Below are 17,085 nucleotides of genomic sequence, written 5' to 3'. Positions count from 1 at the left end.
CGGCGGGCCGGCCGGGACACCCGACCCGCCCGCCGAACGCGCCGTCAGATGGTGTGCGGGTCGATCACCCGGACCACGAACCGCCGTTCGCGCAGCGTCTGCACGGTGGGGTGCTCCACACCGATCACCTCGGCCAGTCGGTCCGCCACGACGCTGACGTCCTCGGCGCCGCTGTCGCCGGCCCGCTTCGCCACCAGAGCGAGATCGCCGAGGCAGCGAAGCGTGTCGGGGTGTTCCGCGCCGATCACCGTGGCCAGCCGGCCGGCGGTCTCCCGCAGCCGGTCCCGCGCCGACGCCGCGTCCCCCTCCTCGGCGAGGCACACCGCCTGGTTGACCTCGGCCGCGAGCGTGTGCGGGTGGTCGGGGCCGAGCACCTTGCGCAGGTCACCGACCGCCCGGGCCGCCGACGCGAGCGCGTCCGACTTGCGGCCGAGCGCGCGTTCCGCCGCCGAGATGTTGCTCACCGTCGCCAGCACGTGCGGGTGCTCCGGGCCGAGCCGGAGCAGATCCTCGAAAGCCTGGCGCACGGCGGTCAACTCGCTGAGCGCCCGGGCCGCCTCACCGACCGCCAACAGGTTCGCCGCGCGGCTCGACCGGCACGCCACCGTGTCCGGGTTGTCCGACCCGAACCGTTCGTCGAGCTCGCGGTACGCGGTCTCGAACATCGGCGCGGCCTCACTCCCCCGACCGCAACTGCGCAGGGACACCGCCAGGTTGACCTGCGCCGCGAGAGTCTGGCCGTCCTCCGGCCCGAGCACCTCACGGTACGTGTCGTACACCGTGCGCAGCAGGGTCGCCGACCTCTCGTACTCGCCGGCCTCCCGCAGGTCGCTGCCCAGCCGTAGGGCCGAGACGAGGGTGTACGGGTGCGTGGAGCCGAGCACCAACCGCCGCCGCTGGTGCACCTCGTCGTCCCATCGGCGGGCCGACCGGTAGTCACCGACCAGCCGGTACGACACGGCGAGGTTGTTGGCCGCGCTCAGCGTCCGGGGGTGGTCCTCGCCGAACACCTGCAACCAGGAGGCGTAGGTGGACCGGTCCCGTTCCAGGGCCTCGGCGTAGCGGCCGAGCGCCCGCAGGTCACCGCCGAGGCTGCCGGCGGTCATCAGGCTGTGCGGGTGCAGTGGGCCCAGGAGGCGGCGTTGCTCGGCCAGCACCGCCTCGTCCAGGTCCCGGGCCTCGCTGAACCGGCCCAGGCTGCGCAGGATGTTCGCCCGGTTGAACCGCAGGTGCAACAGTTGGCGGCCCAGCGCCGACGCCTCGACCTCGTCGTGTGTGTCACCGAGCCGGGCGCTCCAGGTCTCGTCCACCTCCTGGCTGAACACGTCGGCCTGGTCCAGACCACCGCGCTGCCACAGATAACGAACGCGGTCGATCAGTAGCTGGCACACCGACTCGTCGGGGCAGGTGAGCGCCTCGGAGACCTCCAGGTGCGGCCAGAGCATGCGCAGCCGGGCCCAGGTGGTCGGGTCGTCCACGTCGCCACGGGGCCGGGACGCCGCGAGCACCAGGTGCACCTGGTGTCGGGCGGCGGTGATCTCGTCGTCGCCCATCCGGTCCCGGACAACCGCCTGCAACAGCCGGTGCACCTGGACCCGACCGCCCTGAACGTCCAGTTTGAGCAGTGCCAGACGGTTGATCTGCTGGACCAGGGCGCCGCGCACGAGCCGCTCCGACACCGACGGGTCGAACGGCACGAGGGCCGCCGCCATCTCGTCGCTGTAGATGAGTTCGAGGGCGATCTCCGGGGCCAGCACCGAGCAGAGCTGCAACAGCCGGTACGCGGCCGGCGCCTGCTCGAGCAGCCGGTTGAGTGACAGGTCCCAGGTCGCCTCCACGGAGAGCGCGCTCGGGCCGTGCCGCTCGATCTGCCGCAGGTAGTCGGCGACCGACGTGCCGGTGTCGGCGAGCCAGGCGCCCGCCGCGGCCACCGCGATCGGCAGGTCACCGAGCGCCTCGGCCACCCGGTCGGCCTCCTCGGCGCTGATCGTGGGCACCCGCTGGGCAAGGTGCGCCACGCTCTCGATGCGGTTGAAGACGTCCACCTGGATCGGGTTCGCCCGGTCACCCCAGGCGCGGTTGCGGGAGGTCAGCAGGACGTGCCCGGGACCCTGCGGCAGGAAGGGCTCGATCTGGTCCAGCTCTTCGGCGTTGTCGAGCACCACGAGCCACCGCTCGTACGGCTCACCGCGCCCGAGCACCTGCAGCACCGACCGGACCGTGTCGGGCAGGGTCGGCCCGACGAGAATGCCGAGGCGGCCGGCGAGGTCGGCGAGGGCGGTGTCGACGAACTGCGGCGGGTCCGCCACGATCCACCAGACCACGTCGTACGCGGCTTTGAACCGGTGCACGTACTCCAGGGCCACCTGCGTCTTACCGACACCGCCCATGCCCTGCAGGGCGACCGGCAGCACCACCGCGCTGCCCCCGCTCTGCAACTGCGCGCGCAGTTGGGCCAGGTCGTCCTCCCGGCCGGTGAAGCGGGCGTTCCGGTTGGGGGCGTTGAAGATCAACGGCTCGGTGCCGGGGTAACGGGTGGCCCCACCCGCCGGCCCGTCCGCCGACGACGGCACCGGCCGGCCGACCAGCCGCAACACCCGCTCCACGGCGGTCGCGGCGCTCACGTTGACGAGGTTCGTCGAACTCTGCGACGGAAACTCCGCGAGCGGGCGCAGGTCGGCGACGTACACGGCGAGGGCCGTGGAGCCGGTGCTCGTGTCCCGGTCGGGCAGCCCACCGGAGGGCATCGCCACGTACGCCGGCGAGACCACGGTCAGCGTGCGCGGGGCCGGGGTGCCGGCGGAGCCGACGGCGGCTGTCGGGTCCACCACCCGCAGCCCGGCCGAGCTGAGCACCCGTTCCAGCCACTCGGCCCAGATGGCGTCCTCCGGGGCGTACCGGAGCACGATCTGGTCGTCGATCGCCTCGGTGCGGCGGCGGAAACGGGCCTTGCCCCGCTCCCGCACCGACTCGTCCATCACCGGCAGCGCGGTCACCGCGTTGTCGGTGAGGATCCCGGTCAACGTCTCGAACGCGGCCAACAGCGACGTCGGTGAACCCGGCGGGTCACCGAAGGTCGCAAGTGTCTCCTCGTACGCGTAGAACGGCCGGTACGGCACCTCCACCGCGGCCCAGTAACGCCGCCGCTCCGCCTCGGTCATGCCCGCCGGCAGCCCGGCGAACCGGCGCATGGCAAGCAGGCGACCCGCCTCGGCCCGCTCCTTCTCGGCCTGGTCGACACGCATGGGCACCGGCAGGACCCGGATGTCGCGCCGCCGGTACCGGTCCCGGACCGAGTGCGCCACCCGGGCCGCGCCGTCGATGCCCTGGTCGCTCAGGGTGAAGCAGTCGACAAGGGTGTCCGGCAGGTGCAGGGTGCAGATGTCGGCGACGTCGCTGAGCCCCGTCCGGCTGTCGATCAGGGTGAAGTCGTACTGGCGCTTCATGTCCGCCCGCAGCGCCTCGAAGAACTGCGCCCCACCCAGCCGGTTGTAGAAGTTGTCCCAGTCCAGCCCGCTCACCGAGACGGCGTAGTCGCTGTTCTGCCGGCCGGCGGAGAGGAAGTCCAGACCGCCGCCGGCCGGGAAGTTCCAGCGCAGCGAGAACGCGTGCCGACCGACCCGGGCGTACTGCTCCATCCAGCGGTCCGGCCGGTCGCCCACCCGGGTGGTCTCCCACTCGTAGTCGCGGATCATGTCGATCACACCGCTGGTGCCCTGGATCGCCTCGGCGTCGAGGAACGGGTGGAAGAAGCGGTGCAGGCCCGGTGACTCGAGGTCCCAGTCGGCGACGAGCACCCGCCGGCCGCTCGCCGCCAGGATCCAGGCCACGTTGGCCAGCGCCATCGTCCGACCCGTTCCACCCTTGAAGGAGTAGAAGGTGACGACCTGACCTTCGCGATCGTTGTTCATCGGTCTTCTCCGTGGGGACGCGGTGGGCCCGGATCATCAGGCGGGGACGCGGGGTCGGTGGAAACGGTCGGGCCGGCGGCGGTCAAGCCGTCACGCAGGCTCGGCACCGGCTCCGGCGGTGGTTCGAAGGGGACGACCGGGCCGTACTTGAGGAACTGCCGGCGCGCCTCGGTGACGAGCGCGGGCATCAGCTCGACGAACTCCGGCATGCTGCACGCGCGCTTCACCTGGGGCAGACCGGCGTCGTGCAGCAGCTCGGTCACCTCGGCGGCCCAGCGGGTGGCGTCCTGGCTGTCGTCGGTGTCGGTGACCACCAGCGGAACGACCCACTCCCGCAGGCCGTGCAGCATGCGGCCGAGCACCGCGGCCGCGTCCGGCGCCGCCGCTATCCACGGGTCGACGAGCAGCACGGCCGGTCGCCGGTCCAGCAGCGCGGAGGCCTGCGCGAAGTCCTCGGTACGGGCCGAGAGCCCGAGCCGCTCGGCGGTGCTCGCCGCGTACTCGGCAGCGGGTAGCTGCTGGCTGCGCCCGTACGGCCGCCAGAGCCGGCCGCTCGCGGCGTAGCCGGCGGGGTCGCGATCGTTCGGCAGCCGGTCCCGGGTCGGGGCCAGGACGGCCACGACGAAGTCCGGGTCGGTCGGCGCCGGGCGGACGACCTCGTCCAGGCCGGGGGCCCGGGACGGGCCGATCGGACGCCGCTCGGCGGTGTGCACGATCCGGCTCGCCAGCCGGCTCAGCAGCAGCTCGTACTGCGTCCGGTAGGAGGCCAGCATGCAGAACGCGCGCAGGCCGTCGGCGGCGTACTCCGGGACGTCCCGGCCCAGGTCCAGGGCGCCGTCCAACTCCGGATGGGCCTCCCACGGCGGGAACGGGATCCACAGCACCGGGGTGAGGTGGCCGGCGGTGACCCGGGCCGGCCCGGCGGCGGCCAACCGGGCGCGGAAGGACTCCTGCTCCCCCAGTGCCCAGGGGCGACTGAAGTAGCCGGGTGAGTAGAGCGGCACGAAGACCTCGGCGTCACCGAGCGCCTCGGCCAGGGCGGCCTTCCAGTCGGCGCCCAACGGGATGTGCTGGTCGAAGAAGCCGATCCGCATGCCGGCGACGGGTCGGGCCTGACGCCGCACCTCGTCGGTGAGGTCGGCGAAGAACTGGCCGACCCACACGTCGGCGTCGGCATGGGCCCCTGGCCGCGGCGCCGAGTGGGCGTAGCTCAGGAAGAAGTACGTCCCGCTCGTCCCCGGTCGACGCCGGTCCGTCGGCGGGCTCACACCGGCTCCTCGTCGAACCTGTTGCACAGCTCGTCCACGCTCTCCGGCACCCAGGGTTCGACCAGGTACGAGCGGTGGATGGCCACGATCCGCTGCGCGAGCCGCCAGACGACCGCCCGGTACGCGTTCTCCCACTGCATGGTCAGCAAGCCATAGACCCCGTCCCGCTGGTAGTGCACCGCGATGTCGGGATCCGGCATCGCGGTCGGGGAGAAGCGCTGGATGTCGCGGAGCACCCGAGGCTGCGCCGTGCCGTTCGTCGGTGACCAGGTGACGGGCACGATCGCCGTCTCGTGGACCGAGGCCGAGCTGTGCCGCGGGGTGATGCGTCGGCGGGCGAACGCGTCCCACTCGCGGCCACACCAGGCGCTGCCGAGCAGTGCGCTGGACACCAGCGGAACGAAGACCTGGCAGGTGCCGGCGGCCTGGAGCAACTCCGGGCTCCAGCGTTCCCCGCCGGGAATGGAGGTGTCCAGAAAGCCGGCGTCCACCCCGGTCACCGGGCCGACCAGTTCGCTGACGTGGACGGAGAGGTCTTCGAAGAAGCGGGAGACGTACTCGGCGGGTTTGCCGGTGGCCCGGCCGACCGGCGCCCGTGAGTAGCTGATGAAGAAGAGCGGGGCGCGTGCGCTGGAGGGTGCGTCCACTGTGCTCACCGCTGCCCCTCCGCCCTCCCCACGCGGTTGGACCATCAGCGTAGCCCTCGCGTCAACGTCGCGCTGCCAATCGATTCGTGGCGAACCAGGCAGTCGCGAAGTCGACAGTGGCTCGCGCCGGCAGCAGGCGGGCGGCGGCCCGCCCGACCCGGCCGTGCCGCACCAACGGTGTCCCGTCGAGCGCGGCACCCACCTCTGGGAAGTCACGGTCGTCCAGGTCGAGGGCCTGGAAGTCGAGGCGGACCCGCCGCCCGTCGACGAGCCGGAAGCAGTGGTAGTCGCGCTCGGGTGCAGGCACCGGCAGCCGGTACTCGGCCAGGTGCAGGGCGGTGCACGCCTCGTAGCCGAGGCCGAGCAGCAGGATCTGCCCGTCCGCCGCGTAGAGACCGCCGATCGGTGAACGGTCCCCCAGGTGGCAGGTGAGGTCATGACCGTCGGTGAGCTGCCGGGCCCGGGGGCCGAGCGCGACGAACGAGGTCTGCGGGTGGTCACTGCGGATGGCGCCGGGGGTGCACCTGAGGTACTCGGCGAGCACACCCATCCGCTGGGAGGGGGTGGTCCGGCGGTCCCAGCCCGGTAACGCCTCCTCGTACCGTTCGCGCTGCGCCGGGCCCATGCCGGCGGTGGCCGCCAGGTGGGCCCGGGAGGTGGTCGAGTTGCCGTCGGTGTGGGTGGGCACCAGCAGCGTGCCGGCCGGCCCGAGGACCTCGCGCAGCGCGTCGGCGAGGGTCGCCGGGCCGTGCTCCAGCGGACCCACCCGACGGAGGCCGCAGTGCACCAGCAGGCACACCCCCGGGCGTACGCCGAGCGCCCGCAGGTCGTCGGCGACGCGGGGACGGCCCAGTCTGGGCGGTGGGTGGTCATCGGGGCCCGACACTGGTCTCCTCCAGCGCGTGACGCAGGTGGCCGACGAACCGCTCACCCGCCGCGGTGAGCGACCGGCTGGCCAGCAGCGCGTCGACGCCGTCGCGGGTCCACGCCAGGAAGTGGGCCGCGTGCGCGGACGCGTCCTTCTGGTCGCTGGCCGCCCGGGCCCGCCAGACCTGGGTGACCGCGAGGTGCGCGTACACCCCCTGCAGGACGCCCTCCGGTGGCCTCGGGTCGGGGCGCCAGGGCACCCGGATCCGGGCGTCCGCACCGGGTTCGACGAGGTCGTACAGATCGAGGGCGGCACCCAACTTGGCGTGCTGCCACTCGTGCACGAGCAGCACCGCCATCGTCTCCGGGTCGCGGTGTGGGGTGACGGCGACCGCGCCGAACGCGTGCCGGGCGGTCGCGCTGCGCAGGGGTCGCGCCGGGTCGGGCGCCAACGGAACGACGGCCCGCAGACCGCCGTCGAGCGCCGCCGCGTGCGCCGGCACGTCCCGCCGCACGACCCGCCAGGCCTCGGCCAGGGTACGGCCCAACTCCCGCGCGGCCGGCAGCTCCAGGCGGGGATGCACCGGCTGGCCGTAGCAGTCGCGGTAGGGGTCGGCGTCCTCGACGAGCAGCCGGCCACCGGGCACCGCCACGTCGCGCGCCGGTTGCCAGCCGGGCGACGGTGGCGCCGTCGGGTCGAGCAGCACCGTCTGCTCGACCGACCCACTGCGCACCTGGAGTGCGCCGGGCCGCACGGTCACCTCGGCGCTCTCCCCCAGGCCGGGCAGCGCCAGGCTGCCGAGCGTGGGCACCATGATCGTGTCGGCCCGCACCGGGACCCGCACCGCCGCGGCGACGCCGGCGCGCAGGGCGGCGGCGAGAGCGAGGGCCGGCAGTGGGTCGACCGACCCGCCGGGGCCGGATGGGGCCGACGCGTCGAGGCGATGCACGAGTGCGGGCCGGACGAAGGGATGTGCCAGGACCGCCCGGACCGCCTCCGGTGCCGCCTGGTCGAGGTGGACCAGCAGCTCCCAGGCGGCGGTGGTGCCGGACCGGCCCCGGCAGGCGGCCAGCAGCGCCCGGGTGAGAGAGAGCTGGGTGGCGGCGAGCAGCCCGAGCGTCTCCGCCGACCCGTACCCGGTGGCCAGGTCGTCGAGCAGGGCGTCGACGGGCGAGCTGCTGGACCCCGCGCCCGACACCGATGGGCTGGGCTGCCTCTGCCGCGGCACGGATGCGGTGGGCGACGGGTGGGCGCTTATGGTGTCGACCAGGCGGAGCAGGTCGGCGCAGTACACCGAGGGGTTGTCGAAGCCGGAACCGGTGCGCCAGCGGTGGGCGTACAGGCCGCCGCCGCACCGTTCGACCGCCGGGCAGGCCCGGCAGGTCGCGCAGAGCCCGTCGACGCCGTCCTGCCGGACGGCGACCCCCGGGTGCCGCGTGACCTCGTCCACCGAATGGTCGAACACGTCGAACCCGGTGCCGGCCGCGCCGTGGTACGCGGTCTTCAGCGAGTCGACCTGCTCCCAGCTGCCGTCCGCCTCGATGACCAGCACGTCGGCCGGGGCCAGGCCGAACGCCTCGGTGCCGCCACCACCCGGGCTCAGCGCCTCGAACATCCGGATCGACACCGGACGCCCGTCGTCCACCCACCGTCGGTGCAGCCGCCCCAGCCAGTCCGCGTACGGGGTGGGCGCGGACCCGGGGCGCTCCGGGGGATGGTCCCAGGTGGCGTGCGGCAGCAACAGGTCGACCCGGGGCGGGCTCTCGGCCAGCAGTGCCTCGTAGACCCGGTCGGGGTCGTTGCGGACGTCGATGGTGCAGAGGATGCCGGCGTAGCTGGTGCGGTGTTCCGGTCGGCGGAGCAGGGCCAGCGCCCGCCGGACCTGGTCGTGGCTGCTGCCGCCGTGCGCGAAGACCCGGTGGCGGTCGTTGGCGGCACGGTCGCCGTCGAAGGACACGCCCACCCGCACGTCGTACTCGACGAACAGCCGGCACAGCTCCTCGTCGAGAAGCACGCCGTTGGTCTGCATGCGCAGGTCGAGCAGCGCCCACGGGGTGATCGTCGCGTGCAGCTCGGCCAGCACCTCCCGCAGCCCGGCGGCCCCCAGCAGCAGCGGCTCACCCCCGTGCAGCACCACGTGCGCGACCGGCAACCCGTGCTCGTGGGCGTGCTCGGCGATGCGCCGCGCAGCGGCCTGGACCGTGGCCGCCGGCATCCGGGCCGGACGGCCACGCCAGGTCTGGTCGGCGTGCTGGTAGATGTAGCAGTGGTCGCAGCTCAGGTCGCAGCGGCTGTGCACCTTCAGCACGAACTGGCTGATCCGCCGGCAGGGGCCGCCCACTCCGGGTGGACCGCACCGGCAGACCATCGGTCAGATGGACGAGTTGAAGGCGGCGACGGCCACGGTGCCGAACGGCGCGGAGTCGTTGGTGACGACCCGCCTGCGCACCGCCTCGATCAGATCGGCGTGCTCCACGGCGATCCGGTCCAGGGGGGTGTGCAGGCTACGGGTGAGATCGTCGAGGTCGGGACGGGATGGGAGGGTGGGGGCATGGTCCACAATGAGTCTCCGGGGGCCCGGGGCGCTGGGAGCGCGAGCGGCGGGTGTGGCTCGAACGGCTCTGGTCCGTGACCAGGATAGACAAATATCGACCCACTGTCACCGTCGGTGCCATCGACAGTACGGCGAGTGGCAGCCATCGGTGGACGAAGGAGGACCTGACATGTGCCGGAGCATCAAGACGCTGCGCGAACCGTTCACCCCGCAGGTGACCGACGCGGACGTCGAAGCGGCGGCGTTGCAGTACGTCCGGAAGATCTCTGGCTTCCGGACGCCCGCCGCGCACAACGCCGCCGCGTTCGACGCCGCGGTGGCCGCGGTGGCCGAGGCGACACGCACCCTGCTCGACCAACTGGTGGTGCGGGGTGCCGCGTCGGGCAGCACGGACCGGTCGGCCACCGCCGCCGGCTGATCGCCGCCACACGGCCGGCCCACCGGCCCGGCACCCGGGCGGGCCCGACCCCTCGACAGGGTCAGGCCGCGGCGAGCGCGGGGGCGACGGTGTCGGGTGCCCAGCGCGAGCGGTGACACTGCGACCAGCCCCGGCAACCCGGGTCACCGAGCGAGCAGAGCCGCAGCTTGCTGAGCACCTCACCGTCGTCGGTGTCCCGCACGTCGAAGTGCACCGGACGGACCGTGCCGTCCGGGGCGACGAGCAGGTGCCGCCCCGCGTCGAGCGTGTCGTCGCGCAACAGGCAGTTGCGGCCGAGCAGTCGGGCCAGCGCGGCGATGCTCGCGTTCTCGGAGAGCTGCTCGGGCACGCCGTAGCAGTCCACCACCGTCGCGAACTCGCCCGGCGCCTCCCAGACGTCGCACACCACCGCGTACGCCGGCAGCCGCGCCGGGTCGGCCGCCGCCAACGGCATCACCACCCGGCCAAGCGCCTCGGCAAGCGCCGGGTAGACCTCCACGGGTCGAGCGCCGTCGATTCTCCAGTTCCACAGCTCGGTCATTCCGCCTCCTCGCTGCGTTCGTCCCCACCGGCCTCCGAATCGGGCCTTACACACGATGGTGGGGGGCATTTGACCCCAGCCGGGGGCAAGTTACCGGTCTGTGACCATTCCGGGCAAAATTTCCCTGAGCGGCATTGCTCGGAGTAGCGGGAAGGTGACAGTTTATCGGGTATCGTGCGCCGTCCGCACCACCGCCATCGCGTGTCCCCGCGCGGGTCGGCAGCCCTCCGGTCAGCGCAGGACGACCCGATGCTCACCACGGGGCAGCAGCTCACCCACCACGGGAGCGCCGGGCACCTCGCCGGCGACGAGCAGGCCACCCGAGGTCTGCGCGTCGGCAAGCAGCAACCGCTCGGCCTCGTCCGCCGCGCCGAAGTCGGTCCACGGTGTCACCCACTCCAGGTTGCGCCGGCTGCCGCCACTCACGTACCCGTCCCGCAACGCCTCCCGCGCCCCGGCCAGGTAGGGCACCCGGGCGGTGTCGATGGCCACCGTGAGCCGGCTGGCCCGGGCCAGCTTCGAGGCGTGCCCGAGCAACCCGAAGCCGGTAACGTCGGTGCCGCAGCGGATGCCGGCGGCGACCGCCGCACGGGCGGCGTCCCGATTGAGCGCGCTCATCGAGGCCACCGCCTCCGGGAAGCTCTCACCCGTCGCCTTGTGGCGGGTGTTCAGCACGCCCACCCCGAGCGGTTTGGTCAGCGACAACGGCACCCCGGCCCGCCCGGCGTCGAGGGTGATCAGCTCCTCCGGACGAACCGTGCCGGTGACCGCGAGACCGTACTTCGGGCCGTCGTCGTCCACGCTGTGCCCGCCGGCCAGGTGACAGCCGGCCTCCCGCGCCACGTCCTGACCGCCGCGCAGCACCTCCCGGGCCAACTCGAGCGGGAGCACGTCGCGCGGCCAGCAGAGCAGGTTGAGCGCCACCAGCGGGGTGCCGCCCATCGCGTACACGTCGGAGAGCGCGTTGGCGGCGGCGATCCGACCCCAGTCGTACGCGTCGTCGACCACCGGCGTGAAGAAGTCGGCGGTGCTGACCACGCCGGTCCGCTCGTCCAGGCGCACCACCGCCGCGTCGTCGCCGTGGTCCAACCCCACCAGCAGCTCCGCGGTGCCGGTCGCCGGGCCGAGACCGGCCACCATGATCTCCAGCTCGCCCGGTGGGATCTTGCAGGCGCAGCCACCGCCGCGGGCGTACTTCGTGAGCCGTACGGGTTCGGTCATCTACTCATGATCTCGACAAGGCACCACGATCGCCATCGTCGCCGCCCATCCGGTGACCGAAATCGGACGCCCGAGAACGATCGTGACCGGTGTTACCGCTCCGTGACCCGCTGGGTTGCGTTCTGCCACATCAAGCCGCCTACAGTGGCCGCACCGGGGGTCAACCGACCCCGATCCGGGAGACGACAGGGGACGGTGGACGACGTGACGACGGGCGAACCGCTCATCGTGCTGGACGCGGTCAACAAGTGGTTCGGGCCGCTGCACGTGCTTGACGACGTCTCGCTGTCGGTGGGTCGGGGCGAGGTGGTCGTGGTGATCGGCCCGTCCGGCTCCGGCAAGTCGACGCTGTGCCGCACGATCAACCGACTGGAGCCGATCAACTCGGGCACCATCACCTTCGACGGCCAGCCGCTGCCGGCCGAGGGCAAGCCCCTCGCCAAGCTGCGCAGCGAGGTCGGGATGGTCTTCCAGTCGTTCAACCTCTTCGCGCACAAGACCATTCTGGAGAACGTCACCCTCGGCCCGGTCAAGGTCCGCAAGGAGAAGCCGGCCGCCGCCCGCGAGCGCGGCCTCGCCCTGCTCGACCGGGTGGGCATCGCCAACCAGGCGGACAAGTTCCCGGCCCAGCTCTCCGGTGGGCAGCAGCAGCGGGCGGCCATCGCCCGGGCGCTGGCCATGCAGCCCAAGGCGATGCTCTTCGACGAGCCGACGAGCGCCCTCGACCCGGAGATGGTCGGCGAGGTGCTCGAGGTGATGACCTCGCTGGCCAGCGACGGCATGACGATGGTCGTGGTCACGCACGAGATGGGCTTCGCCCGGCACGCGGCGAACCGGGTCATCTTCATGGCCGACGGGCAACTGGTCGAGGACGCCCCACCCGCGGAGTTCTTCGCGAACCCGCGCAGCGAGCGGGCCCGAGACTTCCTCTCCAAGATCCTCACGCACTAGGCGTCCGTAGTGGAGCGCGCCGCACTCGGTGGGCTCCGTCGAAGAAGGAGAAGAGTATGCGTATCACGCGCGTTGCGGCAGTCGCCGCGGTCGCCGCTCTGGCGCTCGGCCTCACCGCCTGCGGTGGCGACGACGGCGGGGAGGGCACCGGCGCTGGCAGCAAGTCCTTCACCGCCGGCACCACCATGGAGAAGCTGAACAAGGCCCAGAAGATCAAGGTCGGCACCAAGTTCGACCAGCCTGGCTTCGGCCTGAAGGGCCTGTCGGGCAAGCCGGAGGGCTTCGACGTCGAGATCGCCAAGATCATCGTCAAGGAGCTCGGCATCCCGGAGGACAAGATCGAGTGGGTCGAGGCCCCCTCGAAGGTCCGTGAGGACGTCATCGTCAACGGCACGGTCGACCTGGTCGCCGCGACCTACACGATCAACGACAAGCGCAAGGAGCGGATCGCCTTCGCGGGCCCGTACTACGAGGCCGGCCAGAACATCCTGGTCAAGAAGGACGACACGACCATCACCGGTCCGGACTCGTTCAAGGACGGCACCAAGAAGGTCTGCTCCGTCACCGGCTCCACCCCGGCCGAGACGATCAAGCAGTACGTCAAGGACGTCGGCACCCAGCTGGTGCTCTTCGACACCTACGACAAGTGCCGGGACGCCCTCAAGGGCGGCCAGGTCAACGCCGTGACCACGGACAACGTGATCCTGCTCGGCTACATCGCCAAGGACGAGGCGTCGTTCAAGCTGGCCGGCAGCAACTTCACCAAGGAGCCGTACGGCATCGGGGTGAAGAAGGAGGACGCGGACTTCCGCAGCTTCATCAACGACACGCTGGACAAGGCGGTCGCCGACGGCAGCTGGAAGAAGGCCTGGGACGGCACCGCCGGCAAGTTCGGCGCGGAACTGGGCGCCGCGCCCACCATCAACCGCTACTGATCCTTCGATCTGGAGGGTGGGGAGGAACACCGACCCGTGAACGTGCTCATCGACAAGTTCGACGTCTTTGCGGGTGGTTTCTGGCTCACCCTCCAGATCTGCATCCTCGCCGCGATCGGCGCCCTCGTTCTGGGCGCCATCGTCGCGGTGCTGCGCATCTCACCGGTGCCGCCGCTGCGCGCACTCGGCACCAGCTACGTGAACGTCTTCCGCAACATGCCGCTGACCGTGGTGATGTTCTTCGCCGCGTTCGGCCTGCCGGCCCTCGGCTCCAACGCGGACTTCCTCCGCATCCCGGTGCTCGACTCGCTCTTCACCCGGCTCGGCACCGATCTTCCGTACTTCCGGTTCGCGCTCATCGCCCTCGTGCTGTACACCGCCGCGTTCGTCTGCGAGGCGCTGCGGTCCGGGGTCAACGCGGTGCCGGCCGGCCAGGCGGAAGCGGCGCGGTCCCTGGGCCTGACCTTCGGGCAGAACCTGCGCCACGTGGTGTTGCCGCAGTCCTGGCAGGCCTCGGTGGTGCCGCTCGGCTCGGTGATCATCGCAATGATCAAGAATTCGGCGCTGGCCGGCTTCTTCGGCGTGGTCGGTGACCTGTCGGCCACCGCCGACCAGCTCACCGGCGCCGAGGGTTACGCCTTCATCCCGGTCGCCATCGGCATCTCGATCGGCTACCTGATCATGACCGTGCCGCTCGGCGCCCTGCTGGACCGGATCGAGAAGCGACAGGCGGTGGCCCGATGAGTCAGCAGACAAGCGTCCTCTACGACGTCCCCGGGCCGCGGCAGCGGCGAATCACGCTGATCAGCAGCATCGTCGCCGCAGGCGTCCTGCTCGTCGGGGCGTACTTCCTGATCTACCGGCCCCTGGACGAGAAGGGCCAACTCTCGATGGAGTTGTGGGGGCCGCTGCTCGACCCCTCCAACGAGAACTTCTCCCAGGTCTGGGACCGGATCGCCCTCGGCTTCAAGAACACCCTGATCGCGGCGGCGCTGGCGATCGTGGCCTCACTTGTGGTCGGCACCCTCCTGGCAGTGCTGCGGATCCAGCTCAAGAGCCTGACCGGTCGCACGTTCACCGGCCTCGCCACGCCGCTGGCGTACCTGCTGCGCGGGCTGAGCACGTTGCTGTCCGCCGTCACCCGGGTCTGCGTCGAGGTGTTCCGCGGCCTGCCCGTCGTGATCACCATCTTCTTCGTGGCCCGGGGCTTCCCCGAGTTCGGTCTCTACCTCGACAACCTCTGGTACCTGGTCATCGGCCTCACCATCTACAACTCGGTGGTGATCGGCGAGATCCTCCGCTCCGGCATGGAGGGGCTGCCGGGCGGCCAGGCGGAGGCCGCCTCCGCCATCGGGCTCTCCCCTGCGCAGACCACCCGGATGATCCTGCTGCCGCAGTCCTTCCGGATCATGCTGCCGGCCCTGATCAGCCAACTGGTCGTGGTCCTCAAGGACACCTCGCTGGGATTCATCATCAGCTACGAGGAGACCCTGAACATCGGCAAGCAGATCATCGGCGTGCTGGGCAACCCGATCCAGGTCTACGTCGTGATCGCCGTGCTCTTCATCGTGGTGAACTACTCGCTGTCGAAGGTCGCCCAGTACGTCCAACGGCGGCTCGCCAAGGGTCGCAAGACCGCCGGCACTCCGGCACCGAACCCGCCGCCGGCGGCCCTGGTCTCCCAGGCCGAGGGTGGCGGCGGGGGCGGCGGCGGCGCCTGAGTCACCGCACACCGACCAGAAGGCCCGAAGGCCGCCCCGAGCAACTCGGGGCGGCCTTCGGTCATCTGCGGGTGGGAGCCCGGCCAGGGGTGCCGGCCGACGTCAGCGGGCGATCTCGGTGACCCGGGACTCGCGGACCACGGTGACCCGGATCTGACCCGGATAGGTCAGCTCCTCCTCGATCTGCTTGGCCACGTCGCGGGCCAGCACGGCCGCACCGATGTCGTCCACGTCGTCCGGCTTGACCATCACCCGGATCTCCCGGCCGGCCTGCATGGCGAAGACCTTGTCCACGCCGAGCTTGCCGGCCGCGATCTCCTCGATCCGTTCCAGCCGCTTGACGTACGCCTCCAGGCTCTCCCGCCGCGCGCCCGGCCGACCACCCGAGCAGGCGTCGGAGGCCTGGGTGAGCACGGCCTCGATGGTCTGCGGGGGCACCTCGTTGTGGTGCGCCTCGATGGCGTGCACCACGTCCTCGTGCTCGCCGTACTTGCGGGCCAGGTCCGCGCCGATGATGGCGTGGCTGCCCTCCACCTCGTGGGTGAGCGCCTTGCCGATGTCGTGCAGGAACGCCGACCGTTTGATGATGGGCACGTCCAACCGCAGCTCGGCGGCCATGATGCCGGCGATGTGGGCGGTCTCGACCAGGTGCTTGAGCACGTTCTGCCCGTACGAGGTGCGGTAGCGCAACCGGCCGAGCAGGGTCACCAGCTCCGGGTGGATCTCGGTGATGCCAACCTCGACCAGGGCGTCCTCGGCGGCGCGGAGGCAGAGCTGCTCCACCTCCTGCCGGGCCAGGTCGTAGACCTCCTCGATCCGGTGCGGGTGGATCCGCCCGTCCAGCACCAGCTTCTCCAGGGTCAGCCGGCCCACCTCCCGACGGACCGGGTCGAAGCAGGAGAGCAGCACCGCCTCGGGGGTGTCGTCGATGATCAGGTTGACGCCGGTCACCGACTCGAAGGCACGGATGTTGCGCCCCTCCCGGCCGATGATCCGCCCCTTCATCTCGTCGCCGGGCAGGTGCAGGACGCTGACCACGCTCTCCGCGGTCTGCTCGCTGGCGACCCGTTGGATCGCGTCCACCACGATGTGCCGGGCCCGCTGTTCGGCGGTGTTGCGCGCGTCGGACTCGATGTCCCGCACGAGCAGTGCCGCCTCCCGCTTGGCGGACGTCTCGATGGCGTCGACGAGCTCCAGTCGCGCCGAGTCGGCGGTGAGCCCGGCGATGCGCTCCAGCTCCCGGCGGCGCAGCTCCTCCGACTCGGTCAGCTCGGTCTCCCGCTGGGCGAGCGCGGCCTCCCGGGCGGCGAGGGCAGCCTTCGCGGCGGTGAGCTGCCGCTCCCGCTCGGCGAACCGCTCCACCTCCTCGGTGTGCATCCGCTCCCGCTCGTCCATCCGAGCTGCCCGACGTTCCACCTCTGCGGCCTGCTCCCGGGTGGTGGCCGCAAGCACCGCGACCTCCCGCTCCCCGCTGCGCCGCGCCGCCGTGCGCAACTGCTCGGCGTCCGCCTCGGCCTGCTTGTGGGCGCGCTCCAGCACGGTGTCCGCCTCGGCCCGGGCGTCGTCGAGGACCCGGCGCGCCTCGGCGCGGGCCGCCTTCGCCTCGGCCTTCGCCGCCGCCGCCTCGGTCCGGGCCGCGGCGGCTGCGGACTTCGCCACGTCGATCGTGCTGTTCGCCTCGTCGGCCGCGGTCCGCAGAGCGGCCAGGGACTGCTCCTGGCGGTCCTTCTCGGCGATGAAGGCCGGATCCTCCGCAGCCGGTGCGGCGCCCATCCGGCGCATGGTCCGGATGCCGACGAGCACGGCGCCGATCACCACCACCGCGAGGACGAGGACGGCCGCGAGGAGCACGACGTCGAACGCGTTCATGCCGGGACCCCGTCGGGTCTACCGATGAACCTGTGCCGCCGCCCCGCCATGGCCGCCTCCCCTAACGTCGAGACCGCAGCGACTGTGCCGAAGGCACACTCCTGCGGCTGTGGACGCCCGACCGGAGCGGCTGGCCGTGGGTAGCTTTCTCCGCCGGCGGTGCCCATGGGCAGCGTCGGCG

The 17,085-nt window shown here is 71.9% G+C and carries 14 protein-coding genes; 5 read left to right on the top strand and 9 right to left on the bottom strand.

The window, feature by feature from the left end; genetic code table 11:
- Window positions 1-44: 44 nt before the first annotated feature.
- From fxsT to AB0C15_RS08255, 6 genes are all read right to left on the bottom strand, one after another.
- On the bottom strand, window positions 45-3,911 hold the full coding sequence (gene fxsT, locus AB0C15_RS08280) for an FxSxx-COOH system tetratricopeptide repeat protein (RefSeq protein ID WP_357349998.1): 3,867 nt from the start codon (window positions 3,909-3,911) through the stop codon (window positions 45-47).
- Window positions 3,908-5,179 (bottom strand): TIR-like protein FxsC, encoded by a 1,272-nt coding sequence (locus AB0C15_RS08275; protein ID WP_357349996.1) that lies wholly within the window; start codon window positions 5,177-5,179, stop codon window positions 3,908-3,910. Before AB0C15_RS08275 ends, fxsT begins: the two co-directional genes overlap by 4 nt.
- On the bottom strand, window positions 5,176-5,835 hold the full coding sequence (locus tag AB0C15_RS08270) for a TIR-like protein FxsC (protein ID WP_357349994.1): 660 nt from the start codon (window positions 5,833-5,835) through the stop codon (window positions 5,176-5,178). The genes AB0C15_RS08275 and AB0C15_RS08270 overlap by 4 nt, the downstream gene beginning before the upstream one ends.
- A gap of 52 nt (window positions 5,836-5,887) precedes the next feature.
- Window positions 5,888-6,712 (bottom strand): AAC(3) family N-acetyltransferase, encoded by an 825-nt coding sequence (locus tag AB0C15_RS08265; RefSeq protein ID WP_357349992.1) that lies wholly within the window; start codon window positions 6,710-6,712, stop codon window positions 5,888-5,890.
- Window positions 6,696-9,002: an FxsB family cyclophane-forming radical SAM/SPASM peptide maturase gene (locus AB0C15_RS08260; protein WP_357349990.1), complete on the bottom strand. Its 2,307-nt coding sequence runs from the start codon at window positions 9,000-9,002 to the stop codon at window positions 6,696-6,698. Before AB0C15_RS08260 ends, AB0C15_RS08265 begins: the two co-directional genes overlap by 17 nt.
- A gap of 63 nt (window positions 9,003-9,065) precedes the next feature.
- Window positions 9,066-9,254 carry a hypothetical protein gene (locus AB0C15_RS08255; RefSeq protein WP_357349989.1) on the bottom strand — a complete coding sequence of 63 codons (189 nt, stop codon included), beginning with the start codon at window positions 9,252-9,254 and terminating at the stop codon, window positions 9,066-9,068.
- A gap of 163 nt (window positions 9,255-9,417) precedes the next feature.
- On the opposite strand from AB0C15_RS08255, the gene AB0C15_RS08250 reads away from it, so the two are divergent.
- A complete protein-coding gene (locus AB0C15_RS08250) occupies window positions 9,418-9,666 on the top strand; it encodes a DUF2277 family protein (protein ID WP_357349987.1) in 249 nt (82 codons plus the stop codon).
- Window positions 9,667-9,727: 61 nt separating this feature from the next.
- Here AB0C15_RS08250 and AB0C15_RS08245 read toward each other — a convergent pair whose 3' ends face one another.
- Complete coding sequence (locus tag AB0C15_RS08245) at window positions 9,728-10,207, bottom strand: hypothetical protein (RefSeq protein WP_357349985.1); 480 nt, start codon at window positions 10,205-10,207, stop codon at window positions 9,728-9,730.
- A 231-nt stretch (window positions 10,208-10,438) separates the two neighbouring features.
- Window positions 10,439-11,428 (bottom strand): selenide, water dikinase SelD, encoded by a 990-nt coding sequence (gene selD / locus AB0C15_RS08240; protein ID WP_357349983.1) that lies wholly within the window; start codon window positions 11,426-11,428, stop codon window positions 10,439-10,441.
- Window positions 11,429-11,623: 195 nt separating this feature from the next.
- On the opposite strand from selD, the gene AB0C15_RS08235 reads away from it, so the two are divergent.
- The 4 genes from AB0C15_RS08235 to AB0C15_RS08220 are packed head-to-tail and all read left to right on the top strand — an operon-like array spanning window position 11,624 to window position 15,035.
- Window positions 11,624-12,379, top strand: coding sequence for an amino acid ABC transporter ATP-binding protein (locus tag AB0C15_RS08235; protein WP_357349981.1), 756 nt, complete (start codon window positions 11,624-11,626; stop codon window positions 12,377-12,379).
- Between the two features lie 56 nt (window positions 12,380-12,435).
- Complete coding sequence (locus tag AB0C15_RS08230; RefSeq protein ID WP_357349979.1) at window positions 12,436-13,314, top strand: glutamate ABC transporter substrate-binding protein; 879 nt, start codon at window positions 12,436-12,438, stop codon at window positions 13,312-13,314.
- Between the two features lie 36 nt (window positions 13,315-13,350).
- Entirely contained in the window at window positions 13,351-14,058 is a 708-nt protein-coding gene (locus AB0C15_RS08225; RefSeq protein WP_357349977.1) for an amino acid ABC transporter permease, read from the top strand.
- A complete protein-coding gene (locus tag AB0C15_RS08220; RefSeq protein ID WP_357349974.1) occupies window positions 14,055-15,035 on the top strand; it encodes an amino acid ABC transporter permease in 981 nt (326 codons plus the stop codon). Before AB0C15_RS08225 ends, AB0C15_RS08220 begins: the two co-directional genes overlap by 4 nt.
- A gap of 102 nt (window positions 15,036-15,137) precedes the next feature.
- Here AB0C15_RS08220 and rny read toward each other — a convergent pair whose 3' ends face one another.
- Window positions 15,138-16,904 (bottom strand): ribonuclease Y, encoded by a 1,767-nt coding sequence (gene rny, locus AB0C15_RS08215; RefSeq protein ID WP_357349972.1) that lies wholly within the window; start codon window positions 16,902-16,904, stop codon window positions 15,138-15,140.
- Window positions 16,905-17,085 lie beyond the last annotated feature (181 nt).

Origin of the sequence: Micromonospora sp. NPDC048835 (genome assembly GCF_040649995.1) — a bacterium.
Classification (GTDB): Bacteria; Actinomycetota; Actinomycetes; order Mycobacteriales; family Micromonosporaceae; genus Micromonospora.
Note: the sequence above shows the minus strand (reverse complement) of the source record. Positions and strands in the feature narration are given on the sequence as shown.